Genomic DNA, 23,430 nt, shown 5'->3' with positions numbered 1-23,430 from the left:
GGCCTGCGTTAAATTAATTCCAATTCAGAGGTTTATGCAAAAAACTATCAATTTGAAAAACTTAATCATCCTAATTTCCTGTGCCGCATTGCTGGCATCTTGTAAAGGAAAGGGACTATTCGCCAAGAAAAAAGACAAGTCTGATGTGACTGGCTGGAACTACGATGATAAAAATCGTGGTGGTTACCAGGTAGCAAAAGCAAAAGAACAAAACACCGGTCCCGGCCTTGTGCTGGTACAAGGTGGTACGTTCACCATGGGTCAGACAGAAGAGGACGTAATGGGTAACTGGGATAATATTCCCCGCCGTGTTTCTGTTCCATCATTTTATATGGACAAAACAGAAGTTGCCAACGTTCACTATCGTGAATACCTGTACTGGCTTAATAAAGTTTTTGACCCAACAGCAGACCCCATCAACCAGAAAATATTAGATGCTGCTTTACCCGATACATTAGTATGGAGAAGTGAGCTTTCTTATAATGAGCCTTTGGTTGAATACTATCTCCGTCACCCAAGCTATAATTATTATCCTGTCGTAGGTGTAACCTGGAGACAGGCACATGATTTCTGTTTGTGGAGAAGTGACCGTGTGAACGAAGGTATATTAATGGATAAAGGTTTCATCAATGCCCAGGCACACCTTAACGGTCAAACCGGTGCTGGCAAAGATGGAAACTTTACAACAAAAGCATATCTGCTGGGATACGATCCTCCGCCTCCGGGAAAAACAGCAACTTCTAAGAAAAATAATCCTTTAAAAACAGCATCTGGTCAGCCTAGAACTACCGTAACGTTTGAAGATGGTATCCTGATGCCTGATTACAGGCTGCCAACTGAAGCAGAATGGGAATATGCAGCTTATGGTCTGATCGCAGAAAACCCCCGCCCAAGTACTAAGGAAGGAAAACGTGGTGAGGAGTTAGCAATGAATAAACAAATTTATCCCTGGTCTTCAAAAATGACCGGCCTGCGTGATTCACGTCATGGAAGCTGGCAGGGTACTTTCCTTGCAAACTTCAAACGTGGTAATGGTGACGTAGCTGGTACTGCAGGCGGTTTGAATGACCGTGCATTCTGGACATCAGATGTAAAATCATTTTATCCCAACACTTTTGGTTTGTATAATATGGCTGGTAACGTGAATGAGTGGGTAGCTGACGTATTCCGCCCGATGACTAACCTTGATGCGGATGATGTAGCTACTTATCGTGGTAACCAATACAAGACCTTGAAAGTGGTTGACCCTAATTCAACAGATGCTGCATCGAGATATGAAAAAGACAGTACGGGTCGTGTAGTAATGAGAGATGTTACAGATGCAGAAAGCAAAAACAGGAGAAACTATCAGCGTGGTAATGTTATCAACTATTTGGATGGTGACTCATTATCAACTGCAAGCTATGGTTATGGTAAAACAACTTTGATCAGTGATAAATCAAGAGTATATAAAGGTGGTAGCTGGGCTGACATGCCTTATTGGCTGAGCCCTGGTACTCGCCGTCATCTTGAAGAAGAGCAATCATTAAGTACATTAGGTTTCCGTTGCGCAATGGACCGTTTGGGAAGTGCAGAAGGTAACAAACGCAAAACAGGTAACTGGTACAAAGAAAGAAGGCAGAAAAAATAAACCTTGAATAACAAACAAAACCCCGACATCATCGTCGGGGTTTTTGTTTTATTGTTATCCTGTTCCGATAGCTATCGGAATTATTGAAGGATTACATTTGCAATATGCAGATTGAAGAACTCTATAAAATTTATCAGCAATACCCTTCTGTACAAACGGATACAAGAAAGCTAAAACCAGGTGATATTTTCTTTGCTTTAAAAGGAGATAATTTCAATGGTAATGCTTTTGCAAAACAAGCTTTGGAATCTGGTGCTGTCTATGCAGTGATCGATGAAAAAGAATTTGAGATCCCGGGTAAAACTATTCTAGTTGAAAATGTATTGTTCACCTTACAGGAATTAGCCAAACAGCACAGACAACAATTTACGATCCCATTCATTGGAATAACAGGCAGTAATGGAAAAACAACAACGAAAGAACTGATCCATGCAATTCTTTCATCAACTTATAAAACTTATACAACCGAAGGCAACCTAAATAATCATATTGGCATTCCACTTACTATTTTAAAAGTAAAGAAGGATGCGGAAATGGCTGTAATTGAAATGGGGGCCAACCATTTGAAAGAGATCGAAGGCTATTGCAAATATGCGCTGCCCACACATGGTCTTATTACGAACTGCGGCAAAGCACACCTGGAGGGCTTTGGCAGTGAAGAAAACGTAAGAAAGGGAAAAGGTGAATTGTTTGATCACTTACGAACACTTACTCACGGCCATGCTTTTGTAATGTGGGATTATCAATATTTACGGGAAATGAGTAAGGGTATTAGTGGAATCATAAAATATGGAACTGAAGAAAATGACCATGTGATAGGAAACGTTTTTCAGAATGACCCTTTTCTGCAAGTCAAGATCACACAGGGTCTTGAGAACACAATCATTTCAACTCAATTGATTGGTGAATATAATTTACCTAATGTGCTGGCTGCAGTAACTGTCGGAAAATTCCTTGATGTGCCGGAAGCTAAAATAAAATCAGCTATTGAAAATTATACACCTTCCAATAGCCGATCTCAATTGACTCAAAAAGGAACTAATAAGATCATACTGGATGCTTACAATGCAAATCCCAGCAGTATGAAACTGGCGATCGAAAATTTTGCAAAACTTAATGCCGAAAATAAAATACTTGCGTTGGGCGCCATGGCGGAATTAGGAGTTGAAAGTTTAGAAGAACATAAAGCAATCGTAAAACTTATCGGGCAGTACAAATGGAAAGATGTAATATTGGTTGGTGGTGATTTTTTAAAAATTGATCACCCCTACATAAGTTTTTCAAACAGCAATGAAGCAAAGCAATGGTACATGCAACAACAGTTTGAAAACTCCAGCATACTGGTAAAAGGAAGCAGGAGTATGCAAATGGAAAAACTAATACAATAAGCTGAAATAAATTAATGGAGATCATCGGCTATATAGCAGCAATTCTTATCGGTGTTTCATTAGGCATGATTGGCGGAGGGGGTTCCATCCTCACTGTTCCGGTACTTGTTTATTTATTCAATACAGATCCCGTGCTTGCCACTACCTGGTCTTTGTTTATTGTAGGAGTAACAAGTTTAACCGGTGGCATAAGGGCTTACACAAAAGGAAAAGTAGATTTTAAGTCTGTCTCCGAATTCGGTTTCCCGTCTATCCTTTCCATTTTTATTACCCGGCATTTTTTATTACCAGCAATACCCGATACTGTTTTTACCGTTGGTGATTTCGTAATGACAAAAGGTAGTTTCCTGATGACCATTTTTGGTCTGCTTATGTTTATTGCTGCAATTCTTATGATAAAAAATGAATCTGGTAAAGACAGCATTAACAGCGATCTTCCACATCATCACAATCAACATGAAGTATTATACCTGATCTTATTGGGGTTAGGAGTTGGATTAATAACGGGTTTGCTGGGAGCTGGTGGCGGCTTTCTAATTATCCCTGCATTAGTGCTTATAGTCGGTTTGCCCATGAAAATAGCAATCGGCACCTCGCTGATAATAATTGCAATAAATTCTCTTTTTGGGTTTTTATTTAGTCTTAAACAATTTGAAATGAACTGGAAAATCATTTTACCATTTACGGCAATAGCCATTATTGGCATATTTGCAGGTAGCCGTTTTTCAGAAAAACTTACAGGCGATAAACTCAAAAAAGGTTTTGGCTGGTTTGTTTTGATAATGAGTGTTTTTATTATTATCAAAGAGGTATTTCTGAAATAAGAAATTCACCTGCGGCTTTCTTAATATCTTTAAGTAAATAAATTTTACAATGAGTTTTATTGATTGGATAAAACAACCCTGGCCCTGGTATGTAGCCGGGCCTTTGATCGGGCTTACTGTTCCGCTCTTATTAATTCTTGGCAATAAGACCTTCGGAGTTTCATCCTCACTGCGGCATATATGTGCAGCCTGTGTACCTGCCAATATTCCATTTTTTAAATACGATTGGAAAAAAGAGATCTGGAATTTCTTTTTTGTAGCCGGAATTTTGATTGGCGGAATATTAACTGCACAATTTTTTACGAATCCCGATGCTGTTGCTATTAATCCAAAACTGACAACTGAATTAGCAAGCTATGGTGTAACAAATGCAGGAGGCTTAGTTCCCGCAGATCTATTTAACTGGCCTGCATTACTGAGTTTAAAAGGTATTATCCTAATTGTTGCCGGTGGTTTTCTCGTTGGTTTTGGTACAAGATATGCCGGTGGTTGTACAAGCGGCCATGCCATCATGGGCATCAGCAACCTGCAGATTCCTTCTATTATTGCCACTTGTTCTTTTATGGCGGGTGGATTTATTGTTGCCAACCTGGTGTTGCCTTTAATTTTAAAACTCTGATCTCATTTTGCTATTATGGAAACAAAAGAATTAATACAAGAACCTAAGAAGATAAAAGCAATTGATACGAACACTGATTTTGAAGTTCGTTCAGAACATGCAATGTGTGTCAACAATTCTGAATTGGATAAACCGCTCTGGTCAAATATAAAGTTTAGCATTACAGGAATTTTATTTGGTATCATCCTAGTAAAATCTGAAGTCATTTCCTGGTTCCGAGTACAGGAAATGTTCCGCCTGCAGAGTTTTCATATGTATGGCATTATTGGTTCTGCTATTGCAGTTGGCATGTTGAGTATTTTTTTGATCAAAAAATTTAATATTAAAACGATAGACGGAGAAACGATAAAACTGGAGCCAAAGAAATTTAATAAGGGACAGATATATGGCGGCCTTATGTTTGGCTTTGGTTGGGCATTGACAGGGGCCTGCCCCGGACCTTTGTTTGCACAGATAGGAACCGGTGCTACTGTAATTATTGTTACTTTATTTTTTGCAATACTTGGTACTTGGGTTTATGGAAAATTGAGAAATAAATTACCCCACTAAAAAAAGTGTAATGAAATTTCTTAAAGAAAACTGGCTACCTGTTTTATTAGGATCTATCATCGTGGTGTGGATACTGATGCAGTTTTCATCCCCTGCAAAAAATAATATGATGATGGCATTTGCCGATAGTTCTGCATGGGTTGGACCGGGTAAATACCAAATACCTGATACTGATTCCGGTAAACTAATTGCATACGGAAGAGATTTGATTGAGAACACTTCAAAATATTTAGGACCGAAAGGCTCTGTTTTACAGATCACCAATGGCATGAATTGCCAGAACTGTCATTTGAGTGCAGGTACTATACCCTGGGGAAATAATTATGGCGCTGTATCATCATTGTATCCTCAGTTCAGGCCAAGAAGTGGTGGCTTGGAAACAATTGTAAAAAGAGTTTCTGATTGTATGGAAAGGAGTTTGAATGCACCGAAAGCAGTTGACAGTACTAGCAGGGAAATGCAGGCCATCATTGCTTATATGCATTGGCTAGGCCGAGATGTACCGAAAAAAACAAAACCAAAAGGAAGCGGCATTATGGACATTCCTGTTCTTGACAGGGCTGCTGATCCAAAGAAAGGAATTGTGGTTTATACAAGTAAATGTCAGCGTTGTCATGGTGCAGATGGATCGGGACAAAGAAATACAGAAGGCACAGGTTATACATATCCGCCTCTCTGGGGAAATGATAGTTATAATACTGCTGCGGGTTTATTCAGAATGTCAAGATTTGCCGGTTATGTAAAAAACAATATGCCTTTCGGTGAAGTGAATTATCATGCACCACAGCTAACAGATGAAGAAGCATGGGATGTAGCAGCATTTGTAAACTCACAACCAAGACCCGTGAAAGTTTTTAAAGAAGACTGGCCGGATATTTCAAAAAAACCATTTGACCATCCTTTCGGGCCATTTACAGATGGCTTTAGCGAAGAGCAGCATAAATACGGACCATTCAAGCCGATTAAAAAAGCAAAAGAAGAACAGGCGAAGACAAATAAATAAATTGATCCATTATCATCATGTCAGATAAAATTGAACACTTGCAAGATTGTACCTGTGGCTGCCATTCTGATGAAAAAGAAATTACTGATAGCATAGCAGAAGATTCCAATATTAAAAGCCGTCGCGATTTTTTTAGAAATGCAACTGCTTTGACGGCCGGAGCAATCATCCCTCCTGCCCTTGCAAATGCAACTCCCGGTGATACTTATCGTGAAAATGAAATGCAGAAAAACAAAGCTGTGCAAAATGGAAAAGCACAGTTTTTTTCGTTGCTGCATACAAGTGATATACATGCTCAACTTTATACACATGATGAATTCTTTTTTGAAAATGGAAAACCAGTTTATAAAAAACGCGGAGGTTTTGCTGTATTGAAAACAATGCTCAAAACATTGAAAGCAAAAAATCCTGCTAATACTTTGATCATTGATGGCGGTGATTGTTTCCAGGGTGGTGGCGTAGCTGCATTAACAGAAGGAAAAGGAATTGTTCCGCTGATAAATAATATCGGTTATGATCTGATACTCCCCGGTAACTGGGAAGTAGTATATGGAAAGGAAGTGATGTGGCATGATCTCGGCGGCTATAACTCAGCTAAGATCTGCGCAAATATGTTTCATGATACAACTGATGAATATAAAGGCGAATTGATCTTTCCTCCTTACTGGACAAAGATGATCGCAGGAGTTAAAATTGGATTTATTGGTTATAATGATCCGCTTACTCCGAAACGCCAGTCTCCGGCTTACAGTGTAGGTATTCATTTTACAAAACCCGAGGTAAACGTAACCAAATATGTAAAACTCCTGAAAGAGTATGAACAATGTGCAATGATTTTTTTGGTAACACATATGGGACTTGCACAACAAGTCGATCTTGCAAATAAGATTGAAGTAGCAGGTGTTGATTATATTTTGGGTGCGGATACACATGAACGTATTCGAAAACCTATTGCTGGGAAATATGCAAAAGTTACAGAGCCCGGCGCATTTGGTTCTTTTGTTGCAAAGTTGGATGTCGTAGTTGAAAATGGAAAAGTGAAAGACAGCAATTATCAATTACTTGATGTTGATCCCGAAAAATACAAACCCGATGCAGAGATGGCTGCACTCGTTGAAAAAATAAGAGAACCTTATAAAAAAGAGCTGAATAAAGTAATTGGTAAAACAAAAACCAACCTCGTAAGATATTATGTTATCGAAAACCCGATGGATAATATGCTTACAGATGCACTGATGTGGAAGTTTAAAGATCACGGAGTAGATATTGTACTCAGCAATGGTTTTAGGTTTTGCCCGCCACTGGTTACAAATAAAGTCACCGGCACTGCCGATATCACCAATGATTTTTTATGGAGCATGTTCCCTGTAAACAGTGAAGTGAAAATGGGTGTAGCAAGCGGACAACAAATATGGAACTGGTTAGAAAAAGAATTGCATAATGTATTTTCAAAAGAACCGGCAGATCGTTTTGGTGGTTGGGTCGTTCGCTTCAAAGGAATGGAAATAAATTTTACAACAAAGAATGAGATGGGCAAACGACTAAACTGGATAAAAGTAAATGGTGATCCTATCAATCCTGAAAAAAATTATTCTATTCTTGCCTGCGAAAGAGAAGGCGACCCGTTTGATATGCTCTGTCGGATGGAAAACGTGACAAAGCCGGATAAGCCCGGATTCAATATGCATGATGTAGTACGGGAATATCTTGCAGTTCATTCTCCAGTTGCGCCGGCTGTTGAAGGCCGTGCAACTGCTACCGATGCGCCGGCAACTTTATTATCACAATTAGAAGGATACGACTATGAATTCATTTAAAAAATAAGCCATGAATAAATTCTTATTATCAATTGCATTATTAATTGCAGCGACTAGTTTAAATGCACAGTCAGAAAAGTATAAAATTGTTTTCGATCTGAACGACGGGGATACTGCCACGCACAGCACTGTACTTCGTCAATTCAATAATGTGCTGAAAGCTGCACCCGATGCAGAACTTGAACTCGTCTGTCATGGAAAAGCAGTAAATATGTTTGTGAAAGACAAAGTATATTTTGAAGAGAAAATAAAAGAATTGAAATCAAAAGCAACTGTGAGTTTCAAAGTCTGTGCAAACTCACTGAGGAGATTCAATATTGATAAATCGCAGATAAGTGACCTGGCAGAAATAGTGCCTGTAGCAATTCTTGAATTATCGGCGAAGCAAAAAGAAGGATGGAGTTATATCAAAGCAGGCAATTAAACAATCACCTGCTTTGATGAAAATATTTTATCCGGCGAAAATATATCCGCAACCATGATCCTGTGCCCTGCCCAATGCCCATACACCAGATGGTACAGGTTGAATACCCGGAAGTAATCCACTCATAAAATCTTTTTTCACATCTTCATGTTTCAGGTTCATTGCAGCTGCGGCTGCAGCACTATAAACATTGATTGCTGCAGCACAAACACAGAACATTACCCCACTTGACTGTAACTGATCAACACCAATTAAAAGTTCACCAACACCAGGAATTTTATAGGCCCCTGGTTTGGGTTTCCAGAAAGGATTTCTTGTAGCAGGTTGTTTTGTTTCAGGATCATTTGCTTCAAACATTTTACCCAATTGATATTTCTCCCAAAGTCTGTCTTCCATGGCATACCCGATAGATGAATGACGCAGCACCACAACAACACTACAATCTTTTCCACCAGAATTAGTGGCTTCATTTGTAAGTAAAAAAACCCGTGGCCAGGCAAAGGGATATATCTCATGCGGATGTGGCGAATCAAAAACAATTCGATGTTTACCACTAATTTTTTTAAACATCTCCTCGGGATCATCAAACGGTGGCGATGATATTGAGGGTTCATCAGCAGCAAAACTCTCTATAGATGGGGCGATGCTTGCAATACCAGCCGCAGCACCTGCAGCGAGTGTGCCCAGGAAATTACGGCGGTTGGCAGTTGTCTTAAAGTCTTTGGAGTCCATAAAATAAATTTTGTTTAAGGAATCATTTCAAAAAAGCCACTTAAGCTACGAAAAATTTTAATTCGGGAAATTTTTCCGGAAATAATTCGTAATTTTTTTATCCAAAATATTCAGTTATGAAGTCTCTGTTAGTTGTTGCCACACTGTTAGTCTTATCAATAGACAATTCCGCACAATCAAAACCTTACAATATTGTTTTCGACATCACAACCAGCGACACAGCCACTCATGCACGGGTTATCCGTTGGTCAAAAGGGATCCTTGAATCGCATCCGGATGCAAAAATTGAAATAGTATTTTATGGCCGGGCCCTTGATATGGTAGTAAAGGGTAAATCAGTTGTAAGTGCCGATGTAATTAAACTTGCCACTGAGAAAAAAGTGACTTTCGCCGTTTGCGAACACGCCATGCAGGTTTTTAGCATTGATAAAAGCCAGTTACTCAACGGAGTAACAACTGTTCCAGACGCATTATATGAATTGATAATCCGCCAGCAAGAGGGTTATGGCTACATTAAAGTGGTCAATTAAAATCAAAGAGTAATAACATTCATTTTCGTTTACAGGCACATGATTGTAGGGCAACGTATTCGGTTACCTTTGCAGCATCATGAAATGGTTATTGAATAATAAATTAGTGATAGTTGGAATTATTGTTGGTTCAGTAGCTGGCTTTATTTACTGGAAACAAGTAGGCTGCACAAGTGGCACCTGTATGATCACTTCCAAATGGCATAATAGTACAGGCTATGGAGCTTTAATGGGCGGTTTACTATTCAGTATATTTCAAAAACCTGTGAGAAAAGATAAAGAAACGAAATCAAGCGAGAATGAGTAAAGAACAAAAATCAAGATCTTATATTTCTTCAGTAGTTGGTTGCAGATGCCCGAGATGCAGGGAGGGAAAACTTTTTCAGCTACCACTAAATCTTAAACTGAAGAATGTTTTAAAGATGAACAAAGAGTGCCCGATATGCGGGCAGCCGACCGATATTGAAGTAGGCTTTTATTACGGCACTTCTTTTGTTAGCTACGGTATAACTGTATTTCTCAGCGTTGTTTCATTTATTGTTTGGTTCTTAACGATCGGTATTTCAGCGTATGATAATCGCTTTGTTTATTGGTTGATCTTTAATGCAGTCTTCCTGCTATGCCTGCAGCCCTGGCTTATGCGTTTCTCCCGCAGCCTCTGGATCTCATGGTTTGTAAAATATGATCGCGATTGGAAAATCAATAAAATAGATGAGACCAGTTTGGAAAGAATAGTAAAAGAAGAGATGGGTAATTGGTAAGATTTAAATACTAGTTTGATCTTTTAGAATCCTGTTTTAAACGTTCTTATTTTCCTACGCATATTAAGAACTTGTGTAGCTTGTTTCCGGCAGGCCTATTATAAATTCTGACCCAATACCAATTTTACTCTTAGCAGTAATAAATCCACCATGCTTTTCAATAATTTTTTTACAAATAGATAGACCTACGCCTGTTCCTTCAAATTCATGATAACTATGCAGACGTTTAAATACCCTGAATATGTCCTCGGTATATTTATTATCAAAACCAATTCCGTTATCCTCGACGGTTATCTTATAAAAATTTTTATTAGCGGTATGCTTTATAAAATTTGATAGCTCTCCTGGTTCCATTTTTTCCGATTTAACGTTAACGACCAGGTCCTCTTCTTTCTTTCTGAATTTTATTGCATTACTAAACAGGTTGTAAAATAATTGCTGCATTAATCCGGGTACTACTGAAACAACAGGCAAGTCTTCGCAGAAAATTTTGGCATTATTTTTTTCAACTTCCACTTCGAGTTCTGCCAACGCATTTTTTATTAATTCTTTTAAAGGAATTATTTTAAAATCATTAGAACTCACAGTATGCCTCGAAAAATCAAGCAGGTTGTTGATCAGGTTTTGCATACGTTTGGAAGAGCTGATAATTTTGCCAAAGTATTTTTCACTATCCGGATCAAACTTGTTGTTCCTTAAAATTTTATCGCTAAACACCTGGATCTTCCGTAAAGGTTCCTGCAGATCATGTGAAGCCATATAAGCAAATTGATCAAGTTCCTCATTCATTTGTTTCAGGCTTTCATTGTTAGATAACAGCTGCTCATTTAAAAGCTTTATCCTCACCTCAGAAGCTTTTTTCTCTTCAATTTCTTTTTGTAAAAAATCATTTGCCGCCAATAGTTTTTTTTCCTGGAGCAGGAGTTGCTGATTTTTGGTATACAATTCAACAAAGACAGCAACTTTTGCCCTCAACAATTCCGGGTTGATAGGTTTATAGATATAATCAACCCCTCCCATCCTGTATCCTTTAAAAATAAAGTCCTCATCATAACTATGAGCTGTAATAAAAATAATTGGGATGCTTTTCAGTTTATCTCTTTCATAAATGATCGTAGCTGTTTCATAACCGCTAAGATCAGGCATCCGTACATCCATGAGTATAATGGAAAAATCATGATCACTCAGCAATACTTTAAGTGCCTCCCTGCCCGAGTTGGCTTTGACAATATTGTAACCATCCTTTTCAAGTATTGCTTCTATAGACGTAAGATTATCCGTCCTGTCATCGACAACAAGAATTTTAGCAGCTGATTTTGGTGGTGGACTTTGCATTTATTGATTCAATTATTTGTACATCCATACTCTCATCAGTGATAAAAGTTGATCGACTTTTACAGGTTTAGTTATATAGTCTGAAGCGCCGGCTTCAATACATTTTTCACGGTCGCCTTTCATTGCTTTAGCAGTTACAGCAATAATTGGCAATGTTTTATTCTTGTGTTCCCGACGTATTTTCTGCGTTGTTTCATATCCATCCATTTCCGGCATCATGATATCCATTAATACAATATCAATATCGCTATTTTCATCCAGTATTGCCATTGCTTCCTGCCCGCTTTCTGCGGTTATCGTATGAATATCATAACGCTCAAACGCTGTAGTCAAAGCAAACAAATTTCTTACATCATCATCTACTACAAGCACTTTCTTATGAGCCAATATGTCATTCTTTGAACGCAGATTCTCTATCAGTCTTCTCTTTTCTGGTTGCAGATCTTTATGATCAATATGCAATAACATTACCATTTCTTCCAGCAAAAGATCAAGGCTATTTACGTCTTTCAACAATATTTTATTTGAATACTGTTTCAACTGGCTTCTTTCTTTAGGTAAAAAATCTTTAGCTGAATAGATCAAAACCGGTGTCATCTGCAATTTACTTATTGTACTGATCTCTGTAACAAGATCCAGTCCGCCGATATCCGGAAGCATATAATCAACAATTATACAATCATAATGATTGTTACGTATCAATTGAATTGCCTGCTGCCCGGTTGTAGCAATTTCAATACTAATAATGTCTTCGTTAAGCACTTTTTCTATTTGTGAGGAATCAAGTTCATTATCTTCTATTAACAATACTTTCCGTTCTTTTTTCTCATTGAACTGAACGATATCATTAAAAAGATTATTTAATGCTTCTGTATTGAGTGGCTTAAGCTGAAAACTTCTGGCACCCCGTTGCATAGCAAGTAGCCTGTTTTCTTCACCAGAAATAAGATGAATCGGAATGTGCCTGAAATTGATATCGTTTTTAAACAGGTCAAGTACTCTCCAACCGCTTGCATCTGGCAACTTCACATCAAGAGTTACCGCAGTAGGATTGTATTTATTTACAAGATCGAATACATCACCAAAATGAGTGGCTACAACAACTTTGATATCCAACTCATGTGCTTTTTCGATCATTATCTTTCCAAAACGAACATCATCTTCAATTACCAATACAACTCTGTCATTTGCCTGTATATTATTTCTATCATCACCAACTTCATTGATAATTTCATTCAATGCATCCAGGTCTTTTGTTTCATGTACTTTAATAGTAGGCACTGATTGAATGGCCGCATCAGAAACACCTTCGGCCAATTTATACTCACTCACCTGGAGATTACTTTGTTTTTCTCTTTTTGCTTTTGCAGGATCATAATCAATTGGCAGGAACAAAGTGAATGTACTACCTGAACCGACCTCACTTATCAATTCAATTGAACCACCTAACAGATCTGCAAGTCCGCGGCTGATCGATAATCCAAGACCGGTACCTCCATATTTGCGGCTGGTAGAACCTTCTGCCTGCTGGAATGCCTCAAAGATGATATTCTGTTTGTCTCTTGAAATACCAATACCTGTGTCTTTGATCTCAAATGCAACAACTTTTTGTGCATTCAATAAACCAGGATGATCTTGCTTCCAGTTTTTGTTTGCTTCATAAATATGCAGCTTAACTTCTCCTTTTTCAGTAAACTTAAATGCATTCGACAAAAGATTTTTAAGGATCTGGTTAAGACGTTGAGCATCGGTTTCCATACTTGACGGCAATTTCGGATCAAGATCAATACTAAATCGAAGGTTTTTATTTTCCGAGATGTGCTTAAATGTTGTTTCAACAAAATTGGCAATATCATGGAATTGTAACTTAACAAAATCAGTTGAAATATAACCTGACTCAATTTTAGATAAGTCAAGAATGTCATTGATCAATTGGATCAGGTCATCACCACAACTATGAATTGTTTTTGCATAACTAACTTGTTTCTCATTCAGATTACCATCATGGTTCTCGTATAATTGTTGCGCAAGGATCAACAAAGAGTTTAATGGCGTACGCAACTCATGCGACATATTTGCAAGGAACTCAGATTTGTATTTTGATGTTAATTGCAATTGCTCTGCTTTTTCCTCCAACGACAACCTTGCTTCTTCCACTTCCTTGTTTTTATCTTCAACTTCTTCTTTTTGTTTTACCAGCAAGTGAGCTTTATCCTGCAACTCCTCATTTGTTCTTCTTAATTCATCTGTCAATGATTGTGATTGTACAAGTAAACTTTCAGTTCTTGTATTTGCTTCAATAGTATTTAACACGATACCGATACTTTCTGTCAACTGGCTAAGGAAGTCAAGGTGTGTTTCGCTGAAAGTATCGAAAGAAGCAAGTTCGATAACAGCTTTTATTTCCTTTTCAAATAATACCGGTAGTACAATTACATTTAATGGGGAGGCCTTACCAAGTCCTGAGCTGATCTTTGTATAGCTCTTTGGTACGTTTGTTAAAAGAATTCTTTCTTTTTCCAATGCGCATTGCCCAACTAATCCTTCGCCTAGTGAAAATTCGCCTGATTTTTTTACTTCTTCGCCAAATGCATAAGCTGAGAATAATTTTAGTTTTTGATTTTTAAAACTATCATCTTGCTCAAGGATATAGAACATACCTTTTTGTGCATTTACCACCTGCGCCAACTCTGAAAGAATACGACGTGTTACCGTATTCAGATCTTTTTGCCCCTGCAACATCTGTGTAAACTTTGCAAGGTTTGATTTCAACCAGTCCTGTTCCTGGTTACGCAATGTTGTTTGCTTCAGGTTTGCGATCATCTGGTTGATGGTATCTTTCAATTCTTCCACTTCCCCTTTTGCTTCTACACGGATCATCTGTGTCAAGTCACCTTTTGTTACAGCAGATGCAACATCGGCGATATTACGAACCTGTGTTGTTAGATTTTCTGCAAGCTGGTTTACGTTCTCAGTTAAGTTTTTCCAGATACCTGATGCCCCGGGCACACTTGCTTGCCCACCCAATCTTCCTTCAACACCCACTTCACGGGCAACATTTGTTACCTGGTCAGCAAACACGGCAAGTGTATCGATCATTTCATTGATCGTATCGATCAATTGTGCAACTTCACCACGAGATACAATGGAAAGTTTTTGTTTTAAGTTACCAGTCGCAACTGAGGTTACAACTTTTGCAATACCCCGAACCTGGTTGGTAAGGTTGGAGGCCATCATGTTCACTGAGTCTGTCAAATCTTTCCACGTACCTGCCACACCCTGTACTTCTGCCTGGCCTCCAAGTTTACCTTCGGTACCAACTTCTCTTGCAACACGGGTCACCTCAATAGAAAATGAATTCAACTGATCCACCATCGTGTTGATCGTATTTTTCAAATCGAAAATTTCTCCTTTTACATCGATGGTTACTTTTTTAGTTAAGTCACCAGATGCAACCGCTTTTGTTACTTCGGCGATGTTTCTTACTTGTGATGTAAGGTTACCAGTCATTTGGTTTACTGAGTCAGTCAGGTCTTTCCATGTACCAGCAACACCCGGTACGAATGCTTGACCACCGAGTTTGCCATCGGTTCCAACCTCACGGGCAACACGGGTTACCTCTGACGCGAAGGCACGCAACTGGTCAACCATTGTGTTCAATGTTTCTTTCAATTGTAAGATCTCACCGCGAACGTCAACGGTAATTTTTCTTGACATATCACCATTTGCCACAGCGATCGCAACATCTGCAATATTTCGCACCTGTGCGGTGAGGTTACCTGCCATCTGATTCACTGAGTCTGTCAAATCTTTCCAGGTACCCCCAACGCCAGGCACATTTGCTTGCCCACCGAGTTTCCCGTCTGTACCAACTTCTCTCGCAACACGGGTTACTTCTGAGGCAAAGGCACGGAGCTGTTCCACCATCGTATTGATGGTATTTTTTAATTCAAGGATCTCTCCTTTTACATCCACTTCAATTTTTCTTGATAAGTCTCCATTGGCTACGGCTGTAGTTACTTCGGCAATATTTCTTACTTGTGATGTAAGATTCGAAGCCATTTTATTTACTGAGTCTGTCAAATCTTTCCAAAGACCTTCCACACCGGGTACGTCTGCTTGTCCACCAAGCATACCTTCGGAACCAACCTCACGGGCAACGCGGAATACCTCTGAACCAAATGAATTCAACTGATCCACCATCGTGTTGATCGTATTTTTCAATTCAAGGATCTCGCCTTTTACGTCAACTGTAATCTTTCTTGACAAGTCTCCTTTTGCTACGGCCGTTGTTACTTCGGCAATATTTCTTACCTGTGCAGTAAGATTTGATCCCATTTGATTTACTGAATCTGTTAAGTCTTTCCATGTACCACCTACACCCTGCACTTTTGCTTGTCCTCCCAATTTACCTTCTGTACCAACTTCCAATGCAACACGGGTTACCTCAGATGCGAATGAGTTCAACTGATCCACCATCGTGTTGATCGTATTCTTTAACTCAAGAATTTCACCCGCAACGTTTACTGTAATTTTTTTAGAAAGGTCACCTGTTGCAACCGCAGTCGTTACATCAGCAATATTTCTTACCTGGGCAGTAAGATTGGAGGCCATTTGATTTACTGACTCTGTTAAGTCTTTCCATGTACCACCCACATCCTGCACTTTTGCCTGACCGCCAAGTTTTCCTTCTGTACCAACTTCCAATGCAACACGGGTTACCTCTGATGCAAACGAGTTCAACTGATCCACCATCGTGTTGATCGTATCTTTCAATTCAAGGATCTCCCCTTTTACATCCACTGTAATTTTTCTTGACAAGTCACCTTTCGCAACCGCTGTGGTTACTTCCGCAATATTTCTTACTTGTGCTGTAAGGTTGCCGGCCATTTGGTTTACAGAATCAGTTAAGTCTTTCCATACACCACCAATTCCTTTTACCGTTGCTTGTCCACCGAGTTTTCCTTCACTACCTACCTCTCTTGCCACACGGGTTACCTCAACTGAAAATGAATTCAACTGATCCACCATCGTGTTGATCGTGTTTTTCAATTCAAGAATTTCACCTTTTACATCCACTGTAATTTTTCTTGACAGGTCACCTCTTGCAACCGCCGTTGTAACCTCGGCAATATTTCTTACCTGGCCTGTTAAGTTCGAAGCCATTTGGTTTACTGAATCCGTTAAGTCTTTCCACGTTCCACCAATACCTTTTACTTCAGCTTGACCACCCAATTTTCCTTCAGTACCAACTTCTCTCGCAACACGAGTTACTTCTGATGAGAATGAATTTAACTGGTCAACAAGGTTATTGATCGTATTTTTTAATTCAAGAATTTCGCCCTGCACATCCACCGTGATCTTTTTTCTTAAGTCACCTCTTGCCACCGCAGTTGTTACCTCTGCAATATTTCTTACTTGCGCTGTAAGATTACCAGCCATCTGGTTTACTGAGTCAGTAAGGTCTTTCCATACACCTGCTACCCCTTTTACTTTTGCTTGTCCACCCAATTTTCCTTCTGAACCAACCTCACGGGCAACACGGGTTACCTCCATTGAAAACAAGTTCAACTGTTTTACCATGTCGTTTACCTCTGCAGCAATTTTTGCAAACTCACCCTGTAAAACGTGATCGCCAATTTTCAGCGGCATTTCCTGTGAAAGATTTCCTTTTGCAACAGAACTGATAACGTGAGCTATTTCAATTGTTGGATGAACAAGATCTGATATCAAACTATTGATAGATTCAACACCAGAAGCCCATGAACCCCTGGCATATTTTGGCAATTCCACACGATGATTTAAGTGCCCTTTACTGCCGATGGTATTACGGGCCTTAGTTAATTCATTCATCAGTGCCTCATTAAGCAAGATAATATCATTAAGTGTATCACATATTTTTCCGCTGATGCCTAGCTTATCTGACGGCATGCGAACACTGAAATTTCCTTCTTTTACCTGGATCAATAAACGAAGTAACTCCCTGTTATCGAGTTCTTCTGAATAATCATTGTTCGAACTATAATGACTCTTGCTTGTACTCCCGTTTGATTTATGTTTACCATTACCATTCTTCGATCTGGATGGCATTGGTTCGAGGAGTAAATTGTCAACGGAAGCCGCAGCAGCAGCTTTAACAGGGGGCTTGGTCTTTTTCTTCATATTTAATGTTCTTTAAAAGGGAAAAGAGTGTTCTGCTCTATGCACAAATTTCCTCTGGTTAATACTGTGGAATAGAGGAAAGCCTTATCTTTCGAGTGTAAAGTCACTTTTATCCGAAAAATTTGTGCCACAAAAAGTAGTTATAGACCAAGATACACCTCCCAAATTTATCCTTTTGGGAGAAGACGATACTGACGATCAGGAAATGCTAAAAGAAGTTTTCATTTCTATTGATAAGTCATTCATACTTTTTTTTGTAAACAATGGAGGCGAAATACTATCTGCCCTCGAAAAATTACGTGATGACCAGATGCCTTGCCTGATTGTATTAGATTATAATATGCCGGGACTTAATGGTGCTGATATTTTACGTGAATTGAAGACAAATGAACGATATAAACATATTCCCCGTGTAGTTTGGAGTACTTCTCCATCGGAAAAATTCAAGCAAATTTGTATAGAGCTTGGTGCATTGGATTATGTTATTAAGCCCAACAATGTTCAAGATCTCGAAAAAATAGCCCGTTATATGCTTTCACTTTGCCTGGTTTAAAATCTATTTTTTACCTCAAAGTTTCTTCTAATACTTGTAGAGAAATGGGCTTTTCCAGCACTATTATATTTTCATTTGTGGAAACAAAATCTGATTTATGCAGATGTGCACTGATTAAAATAATCCTCAACCGTGGATTTTTTTCCACGATTTGGGGTACAAATTTCCATCCATTACCATCTGGCAGGTTATTATCCAAAAGCAAAATATCAGGATTAATTTCATCTATAAGAAAAATACCAGCCTGGATATTATAAGCGACAAGAACATCATAATTTCTTTTTCCTAAATATCCTTTCATAATTGTACAGAAGTCAACTTCATCATCAATTATTAGAATTTTTTTTCTCATTTTAGTAAATTACAATGTCTTTTTAATTGCAATTATAAGTCGTGAAATTACGCTTGTATTTATAATTTCAAAAAAGGAACTGTATTTGCTTACTAAAAGTCCGTCTGCATCATTGCAAGTCGTCAACTAAGCCCATGTAAAAAAACAACTTAAATCATCATTAAATGCTAAATGGGAATACGATCCGAATCGCTATCGTAGAAGATGATGAGGACGACTTTTTAATAATCAAGGACTATATCTCCGAGATCGAAGGAAGCAATTTCGTTGTTGACTGGCATAACGATTATGATGCAGCTATTGAAGCAATCAAAAAAAAACAATACAATATTTATTTTGTCGATTATTTTTTATGGGAAAAAACAGGGTTGGACCTACTTGATGAAGTTGAGGCATTAAAATATACTGACCCTATTATATTATTGACTGGTTTAGGTAATAAATCCATAGATATAAAAGCTATGGAAAAGGGGGCTACTGATTACCTTATAAAATCTGATCTGAATACAGAGAAATTAGAACGATGTATTCGATATGCATTGGAGAGAGCTAACTTTCTCAAAGAATTAAAAACAAGAGAAAATAAGTACCGCAATCTTTTTGAACATTCTAAAGACGCTGTTTTTATTGCCGATGATAAGCTCAACTTTATAGAAGTAAATGATGCAGCTATCCAGCTATTAGGGTGTTCCGAAAAAAATCTCAATGGCCGCAACTTATTTGAGTTTATTTCAGAAAATCGTGATACTACACGGGAAATATTGAAAGCTGCATCTGTTGAAGATGCAGAAATTAAAATAGTAAATGAAAAAAAAGAAATAAGGGATTGTCTTTTATCTCTCGATTACCAGGAGCAATCCGAAGGTGAAAGATTAGTGCATGGAATTATACACGACATAACAAAAATCAGGGTAGCTGAAATTGCCAATCTCCAGGCAGAAAAAATGGCAGCCAATGAAAGGCTGACACGGATGCTTGCACATGAGATCAGAAACCCGTTAAATAATATTATTTTGTCTATTGACCAACTATTAGCGGAAGATAAAGATGATTCGCAAATTGGATTTATGGATATTATACATAGAAATTCACTTCGCATAAATCATATTATCTCTGAATTATTAAACATGGCAAAATCCTCAGAGTTATTATTCGAAATGCATTCGCTGGAAGACATTCTTGAAGAAAGCCTTTCGGTTACTTCTGATCGTATCAATCTTAAAAAGATCAATGTAAAAAAGGATTTTCCTTCTACTCCTGTTTTTATAAAAGCTGATAAAGCAAAACTTGCAATTGCATTTACAAATATTATTATTAATGCTATTGAAGCTATGGATACAAATGGCTCGCTTACTACCAGCGTAACGGCTTCAGGGAATAATTATGAAGTGTCAATAAAGGATAACGGACCCGGCATTCCGCAGGATTACGTATCTAAACTATTTGACCCCTTTTTTACATTGAAAAAAAATGGTATGGGACTCGGGCTTACAGCTTCTTATTCAATAATACAATCACACAATGCAAAGATCAGCATGCAAAGCCAGGTAAATAAAGGCACCGAGTTTACAATTAGCTTTGAAAAGCAAAATGAGCATGCATATCAGCTATCGCCACAAAAAGCCAGTTAAAAAGAGATGAAACAGAATGAATGACTGGTAGAACTTTCTCCCTATTTTTGCTGCCCTTTAGGAGACTTGTCCGAGTGGTTGAAGGAGTCCCGACACATCGGGAGAAAGTGTGTATACGGAAAACTGCTCACTAAAGCTTAAATCAAAGGAGACTTGTCCGAGTGGTTGAAGGAGCACGCCTGGAAAGTGTGTATACCTCAAAAGGGTATCAAGGGTTCGAATCCCTTAGTCTCCGCAAATGGAATCTGAAAGATTTTATGTTTATATCCTTCAAAGCCAGAAGGATTTTTCATTTTATGTCGGCCAATGCGACGATTTGGATTCCCGTATGTCAAAACATACCGATGGAATGAGCAAATACACTTCATCAAAAAGACCTTTAAGGTTAGTATATTTTGAAGTTTATAGTTCCCGGAGTGAAGCCTTGAAAAGAGAGAAAGAAATAAAGAAAATGAAAAGCAGAAAATATATAGAACAATTAATACTAAGCTGGAGAAATAAATTTTAACCGAGTGTTTGAAGGAGTCCTCCCGATATATCGGGATCGGGAGAAAGTGTGTATACGGGAAACCGTATCGTCCCGATACACCAGGACGAATCCCTCAGTCTCCGCAAATGAAAGATTATTTGTTTTATTTAACCTTAGAAAAATCCGCAGCAAACTTATTCATATCATCGTTTGCCAAAATACTGCCGGAATGTATAACTACCCTGTAACGAAATGTAACTGACTTTCCGGGCTGCAAAGAAAAATTCAATTCCTCTTTTCCATTGCTGAATATTTTCCGTCCCAGTGGATTTACTGCAAACAAACCATAGCCTCTTGCATGCCAGTAAGCAGGATAGCCAACATTAGAAGGATGATCAAACATGCCTATGGTAATATCCTTTCCGTCTTTTTTTCCTGTCAGCATTACCCATTCTCCTTTGGTGCTCCAGACAGAATCCCCTTTCAATCCATTGCTACTGTAATACATGCCGGTAACATCTGCTGCACCTGATGGAGCAATTGTTGTTACATTTCCTTTATCATCAACAAAGCTGCTTTTTTCTTTGGAAGGCAGTTCCAGTTCTCTTGCAACACGTATTGCAAACATTCCATCTTTTACATCTTTAAAAACTACAGTAGTGTCTGCAGCAGTTAAAGTAGTAATGCGATCAATTATAAAATTATTTTCTTTAACGCTGAAATTGAAAGTCGTTTGTTCTTTCAATAATACTTTAGCATCAGGTCTAACCCAAATTGCAGAAGTAGTAAGTGATGCACCCTTACCATTTGTTTTCTTACTGACAATTTTCTGGTGAATGATAGTTCCGTACAGGTTTCTTTTTTCAGGAGCTATTGCCGTAGAGTTATTCCAGAAATCAAGACCATTCACTGATTCATAATTCAGCCAGATACCGGTATGATGCGGATGATCGGTTCTTTCACCGGCTATCATTTGAAAAGGATAGCTGCGTGTTACCGTTATTCCATCTACTGTATTTACAGGAAACAGTACCGGTTTCCTGCTTGAATCATAATAACAATAAGCTGTCAGCAATTTATTATTAAATAAAATATCAACCTGTTTCTTATCTTTTTTTTCTACAATACTAAAACCTGTTGATGGTTGGGCAATAGCCGCCTTGCTTACTGATAATAAAATCAAAAAGGAAAATAACTTATTCATGATCTGAAGAAATTAATACTTAAAAACTTTTCCATTTGCCATTATTTCCTGTGTTTTCTCATCAAAAGTTACTTTGGCGCCAGTATGAACGGCGGCATTGGTCATGATGGTAGCAATTGAATGGCTATACCCTGCTTCTACCGGTCCATTGGGTTGTTTGCGGCTGCGTATACATTCCATCCAGTTACGAACATGGTTGGATGTAAGTTTATCTCCGCCTGTATTAGCGGATGCACTTACCGGTTCCACTATTGATAAAGTTTGTTCGGTCAATAAATTTGGTTGTACACCCATCTCATCAGCAAACCTTTTTGTTAACCCGCCTCTTGGAGAAACCATATTGGTATTCAAATTTAATTCACCTCCATTGGAGTAATATATTTCCGCAGGTCTTTCATCGCCGTTGTGCATACGGGACTCAAACGTAACCTGGAAACCTGATGCCATATCATTCGAAGGGCCATAATCAAAAACCGCTGTGATAGTATCCCAATTCTTTCTTCCGTCTTTCCACATATAAATACCTCCGTTAGCAACCACACTGCGTGGATGCTGTAAACCGGTAAACCAATGCACCGTATCTATCTGGTGACTCATCCACTGACCGGGCAAGCCTGATGAATAAGGCCAGAACAAACGGAACTCCAAATATTTCCTTGGATCAAATGAATCCTTGGGCCTGTTCATTAAAAAACGTTTCCAGTCAGTGTCTTCTTCTTTTAACAACGGAACTACCGATGGTCTGCGCCAGCGGCCGGGTTGATTGACATCCCATGTTAATTCAACCTTGGTGATAGCACCAAATTTTCCTGATCGTATAAAATCATTGGCTGCATGGTAATTCGCCCCGCTTCTTCTTTGTGAACCTATTTGTACAATTCTGTCTGATGCTTTAATTGCTTTTAATGCTGCACGGTTATCTTCCATTGTTTCGGCGAAAGGTTTCTCACAATAAACATCACAACCTGCTTTTACCGCTTCTATTGCATGCAGCGCATGCTGAAAATCTGCTGTGCTGACGAATACAGCGTCCACTAATTTCTTATCGTACATTTCTTCATTGTTACGGCAGGCAGTAACATCATGTCCCATTTTTTCTTTCCAGACAGCAGCACCGTCTTCTCTTCTTTTTTTCCAGATATCCGATACGGCTACAAGATCAAAATTCAATTCTTTATAATGATTCATAAAACAGGGCATATGTGAACTCCTGTGCCGATCCGAAAACCCAACCACACCGACTCTAACGCGGTCATTAGCACCGATAATTTTATTATAACTCGTAGCGCTGAAAGCTGAAGCTCCCATATAAACACCGGCCGTGGTGATGGCTGTTTTCTTTATAAAATTTCTGCGTGACTGCGACATATGTTTCTATTTTAAATAAAAGTATTTATTAAATCTACTTCATTAGTTAAACTTTCTGCAGGAAAATTTTTTAAGGTCG

General features: G+C 38.5%; 20 protein-coding genes and 1 tRNA gene. 15 read left to right on the top strand and 6 right to left on the bottom strand.

Features of this window, described 5'->3' with window-relative positions:
• Nucleotides 1–34: 34 nt before the first annotated feature.
• The 8 genes from E6H07_08170 (at nt 35) to E6H07_08135 (ending at nt 8,254) form a co-directional block, all read left to right on the top strand.
• Nucleotides 35–1,630, top strand: a complete 1,596-nt coding sequence (locus E6H07_08170; GenBank protein TMI65872.1) for a gliding motility lipoprotein GldJ — start codon at nt 35–37, stop codon at nt 1,628–1,630.
• Nucleotides 1,631–1,734: 104 nt separating this feature from the next.
• Nucleotides 1,735–3,018 (top strand): UDP-N-acetylmuramoyl-tripeptide--D-alanyl-D-alanine ligase, encoded by a 1,284-nt coding sequence (locus E6H07_08165; GenBank protein ID TMI65871.1) that lies wholly within the window; start codon nt 1,735–1,737, stop codon nt 3,016–3,018.
• A 14-nt stretch (nt 3,019–3,032) separates the two neighbouring features.
• Nucleotides 3,033–3,842: a sulfite exporter TauE/SafE family protein gene (locus E6H07_08160; GenBank protein TMI65870.1), complete on the top strand. Its 810-nt coding sequence runs from the start codon at nt 3,033–3,035 to the stop codon at nt 3,840–3,842.
• A 49-nt stretch (nt 3,843–3,891) separates the two neighbouring features.
• Nucleotides 3,892–4,461, top strand: a complete 570-nt coding sequence (locus tag E6H07_08155) for a YeeE/YedE family protein (protein TMI65869.1) — start codon at nt 3,892–3,894, stop codon at nt 4,459–4,461.
• A 15-nt stretch (nt 4,462–4,476) separates the two neighbouring features.
• The gene (locus E6H07_08150) at nt 4,477–5,010 is read left to right on the top strand and encodes a transporter (GenBank protein ID TMI65868.1); all 534 of its coding nucleotides are present in this window, start codon (nt 4,477–4,479) and stop codon (nt 5,008–5,010) included.
• Between the two features lie 10 nt (nt 5,011–5,020).
• Nucleotides 5,021–6,013, top strand: a complete 993-nt coding sequence (locus tag E6H07_08145) for a c-type cytochrome (GenBank protein TMI65867.1) — start codon at nt 5,021–5,023, stop codon at nt 6,011–6,013.
• A gap of 17 nt (nt 6,014–6,030) precedes the next feature.
• The gene (locus E6H07_08140; GenBank protein ID TMI65866.1) at nt 6,031–7,830 is read left to right on the top strand and encodes a bifunctional metallophosphatase/5'-nucleotidase; all 1,800 of its coding nucleotides are present in this window, start codon (nt 6,031–6,033) and stop codon (nt 7,828–7,830) included.
• A gap of 10 nt (nt 7,831–7,840) precedes the next feature.
• Complete coding sequence (locus tag E6H07_08135; GenBank protein TMI65865.1) at nt 7,841–8,254, top strand: hypothetical protein; 414 nt, start codon at nt 7,841–7,843, stop codon at nt 8,252–8,254.
• A gap of 27 nt (nt 8,255–8,281) precedes the next feature.
• Here E6H07_08135 and E6H07_08130 read toward each other — a convergent pair whose 3' ends face one another.
• On the bottom strand, nt 8,282–8,986 hold the full coding sequence (locus E6H07_08130) for a twin-arginine translocation signal domain-containing protein (protein TMI65864.1): 705 nt from the start codon (nt 8,984–8,986) through the stop codon (nt 8,282–8,284).
• 116 nt (nt 8,987–9,102) lie between these two features.
• Between E6H07_08130 and E6H07_08125 the strand changes: the two genes are divergently transcribed.
• The 3 genes from E6H07_08125 (at nt 9,103) to E6H07_08115 (ending at nt 10,277) form a co-directional block, all read left to right on the top strand.
• Complete coding sequence (locus E6H07_08125) at nt 9,103–9,516, top strand: hypothetical protein (protein ID TMI65863.1); 414 nt, start codon at nt 9,103–9,105, stop codon at nt 9,514–9,516.
• Between the two features lie 79 nt (nt 9,517–9,595).
• Complete coding sequence (locus E6H07_08120; GenBank protein TMI65862.1) at nt 9,596–9,823, top strand: hypothetical protein; 228 nt, start codon at nt 9,596–9,598, stop codon at nt 9,821–9,823.
• Nucleotides 9,816–10,277 (top strand): DUF983 domain-containing protein, encoded by a 462-nt coding sequence (locus E6H07_08115; GenBank protein ID TMI65861.1) that lies wholly within the window; start codon nt 9,816–9,818, stop codon nt 10,275–10,277. The genes E6H07_08120 and E6H07_08115 overlap by 8 nt, the downstream gene beginning before the upstream one ends.
• Nucleotides 10,278–10,340: 63 nt before the next feature.
• On the opposite strand, the gene E6H07_08110 is transcribed toward E6H07_08115, so the two are convergent.
• Together E6H07_08110 and E6H07_08105 are read right to left on the bottom strand one after the other, a co-directional pair.
• Nucleotides 10,341–11,612 carry a response regulator gene (locus E6H07_08110; GenBank protein TMI65860.1) on the bottom strand — a complete coding sequence of 424 codons (1,272 nt, stop codon included), beginning with the start codon at nt 11,610–11,612 and terminating at the stop codon, nt 10,341–10,343.
• Between the two features lie 12 nt (nt 11,613–11,624).
• Entirely contained in the window at nt 11,625–17,702 is a 6,078-nt protein-coding gene (locus E6H07_08105; GenBank protein TMI66496.1) for a response regulator, read from the bottom strand.
• Between the two features lie 196 nt (nt 17,703–17,898).
• Here E6H07_08105 and E6H07_08100 point away from each other — a divergent pair, with 196 nt between their 5' ends.
• A complete protein-coding gene (locus tag E6H07_08100; GenBank protein ID TMI65859.1) occupies nt 17,899–18,327 on the top strand; it encodes a response regulator in 429 nt (142 codons plus the stop codon).
• Between the two features lie 10 nt (nt 18,328–18,337).
• Here the strand turns inward: E6H07_08100 and E6H07_08095 are convergent, their stop codons facing one another.
• Nucleotides 18,338–18,679 carry a response regulator gene (locus E6H07_08095; GenBank protein TMI65858.1) on the bottom strand — a complete coding sequence of 114 codons (342 nt, stop codon included), beginning with the start codon at nt 18,677–18,679 and terminating at the stop codon, nt 18,338–18,340.
• A 164-nt stretch (nt 18,680–18,843) separates the two neighbouring features.
• On the opposite strand from E6H07_08095, the gene E6H07_08090 reads away from it, so the two are divergent.
• The 3 genes from E6H07_08090 to E6H07_08080 all read left to right on the top strand — a co-directional run bounded on the left by E6H07_08090 (nt 18,844) and on the right by E6H07_08080 (nt 20,818).
• Nucleotides 18,844–20,310 carry a PAS domain S-box protein gene (locus E6H07_08090; GenBank protein TMI65857.1) on the top strand — a complete coding sequence of 489 codons (1,467 nt, stop codon included), beginning with the start codon at nt 18,844–18,846 and terminating at the stop codon, nt 20,308–20,310.
• Between the two features lie 147 nt (nt 20,311–20,457).
• Nucleotides 20,458–20,548 (top strand) — tRNA-Ser (locus tag E6H07_08085).
• Nucleotides 20,549–20,818 (top strand): GIY-YIG nuclease family protein, encoded by a 270-nt coding sequence (locus E6H07_08080; GenBank protein ID TMI65856.1) that lies wholly within the window; start codon nt 20,549–20,551, stop codon nt 20,816–20,818. It abuts the tRNA gene before it with no gap.
• A 124-nt stretch (nt 20,819–20,942) separates the two neighbouring features.
• Here the strand turns inward: E6H07_08080 and E6H07_08075 are convergent, their stop codons facing one another.
• A complete protein-coding gene (locus E6H07_08075; GenBank protein ID TMI65855.1) occupies nt 20,943–21,983 on the bottom strand; it encodes a hypothetical protein in 1,041 nt (346 codons plus the stop codon).
• 12 nt (nt 21,984–21,995) lie between these two features.
• Nucleotides 21,996–23,351 carry a Gfo/Idh/MocA family oxidoreductase gene (locus E6H07_08070; protein ID TMI65854.1) on the bottom strand — a complete coding sequence of 452 codons (1,356 nt, stop codon included), beginning with the start codon at nt 23,349–23,351 and terminating at the stop codon, nt 21,996–21,998.
• Between the last annotated feature and the right edge of the window lie 79 nt (nt 23,352–23,430).

Source organism: Bacteroidota bacterium, from assembly GCA_005882315.1.
GTDB lineage: Bacteria > Bacteroidota > Bacteroidia > Chitinophagales > Chitinophagaceae > VBAR01.
This window is presented reverse-complemented; position numbering and strand designations above follow the sequence as displayed.

Coding starts and splice junctions, on each gene's coding strand:
- E6H07_08130 (TMI65864.1), bottom strand. CDS start 8,986: ATGGACTCCAAAGACTTTAAGACAACTGCCAACCGCCGTAATTTCCTG.
- E6H07_08120 (TMI65862.1), top strand. CDS start 9,596: ATGAAATGGTTATTGAATAATAAATTAGTGATAGTTGGAATTATTGTT.
- E6H07_08170 (TMI65872.1), top strand. CDS start 35: ATGCAAAAAACTATCAATTTGAAAAACTTAATCATCCTAATTTCCTGT.
- E6H07_08155 (TMI65869.1), top strand. CDS start 3,892: ATGAGTTTTATTGATTGGATAAAACAACCCTGGCCCTGGTATGTAGCC.
- E6H07_08160 (TMI65870.1), top strand. CDS start 3,033: ATGGAGATCATCGGCTATATAGCAGCAATTCTTATCGGTGTTTCATTA.
- E6H07_08075 (TMI65855.1), bottom strand. CDS start 21,983: ATGAATAAGTTATTTTCCTTTTTGATTTTATTATCAGTAAGCAAGGCG.
- E6H07_08095 (TMI65858.1), bottom strand. CDS start 18,679: ATGAGAAAAAAAATTCTAATAATTGATGATGAAGTTGACTTCTGTACA.
- E6H07_08165 (TMI65871.1), top strand. CDS start 1,735: ATGCAGATTGAAGAACTCTATAAAATTTATCAGCAATACCCTTCTGTA.
- E6H07_08115 (TMI65861.1), top strand. CDS start 9,816: ATGAGTAAAGAACAAAAATCAAGATCTTATATTTCTTCAGTAGTTGGT.
- E6H07_08105 (TMI66496.1), bottom strand. CDS start 17,702: ATGCCATCCAGATCGAAGAATGGTAATGGTAAACATAAATCAAACGGG.
- E6H07_08110 (TMI65860.1), bottom strand. CDS start 11,612: ATGCAAAGTCCACCACCAAAATCAGCTGCTAAAATTCTTGTTGTCGAT.
- E6H07_08145 (TMI65867.1), top strand. CDS start 5,021: ATGAAATTTCTTAAAGAAAACTGGCTACCTGTTTTATTAGGATCTATC.
- E6H07_08125 (TMI65863.1), top strand. CDS start 9,103: ATGAAGTCTCTGTTAGTTGTTGCCACACTGTTAGTCTTATCAATAGAC.
- E6H07_08140 (TMI65866.1), top strand. CDS start 6,031: ATGTCAGATAAAATTGAACACTTGCAAGATTGTACCTGTGGCTGCCAT.
- E6H07_08135 (TMI65865.1), top strand. CDS start 7,841: ATGAATAAATTCTTATTATCAATTGCATTATTAATTGCAGCGACTAGT.
- E6H07_08090 (TMI65857.1), top strand. CDS start 18,844: ATGCTAAATGGGAATACGATCCGAATCGCTATCGTAGAAGATGATGAG.
- E6H07_08150 (TMI65868.1), top strand. CDS start 4,477: ATGGAAACAAAAGAATTAATACAAGAACCTAAGAAGATAAAAGCAATT.
- E6H07_08070 (TMI65854.1), bottom strand. CDS start 23,351: ATGTCGCAGTCACGCAGAAATTTTATAAAGAAAACAGCCATCACCACG.
- E6H07_08080 (TMI65856.1), top strand. CDS start 20,549: ATGGAATCTGAAAGATTTTATGTTTATATCCTTCAAAGCCAGAAGGAT.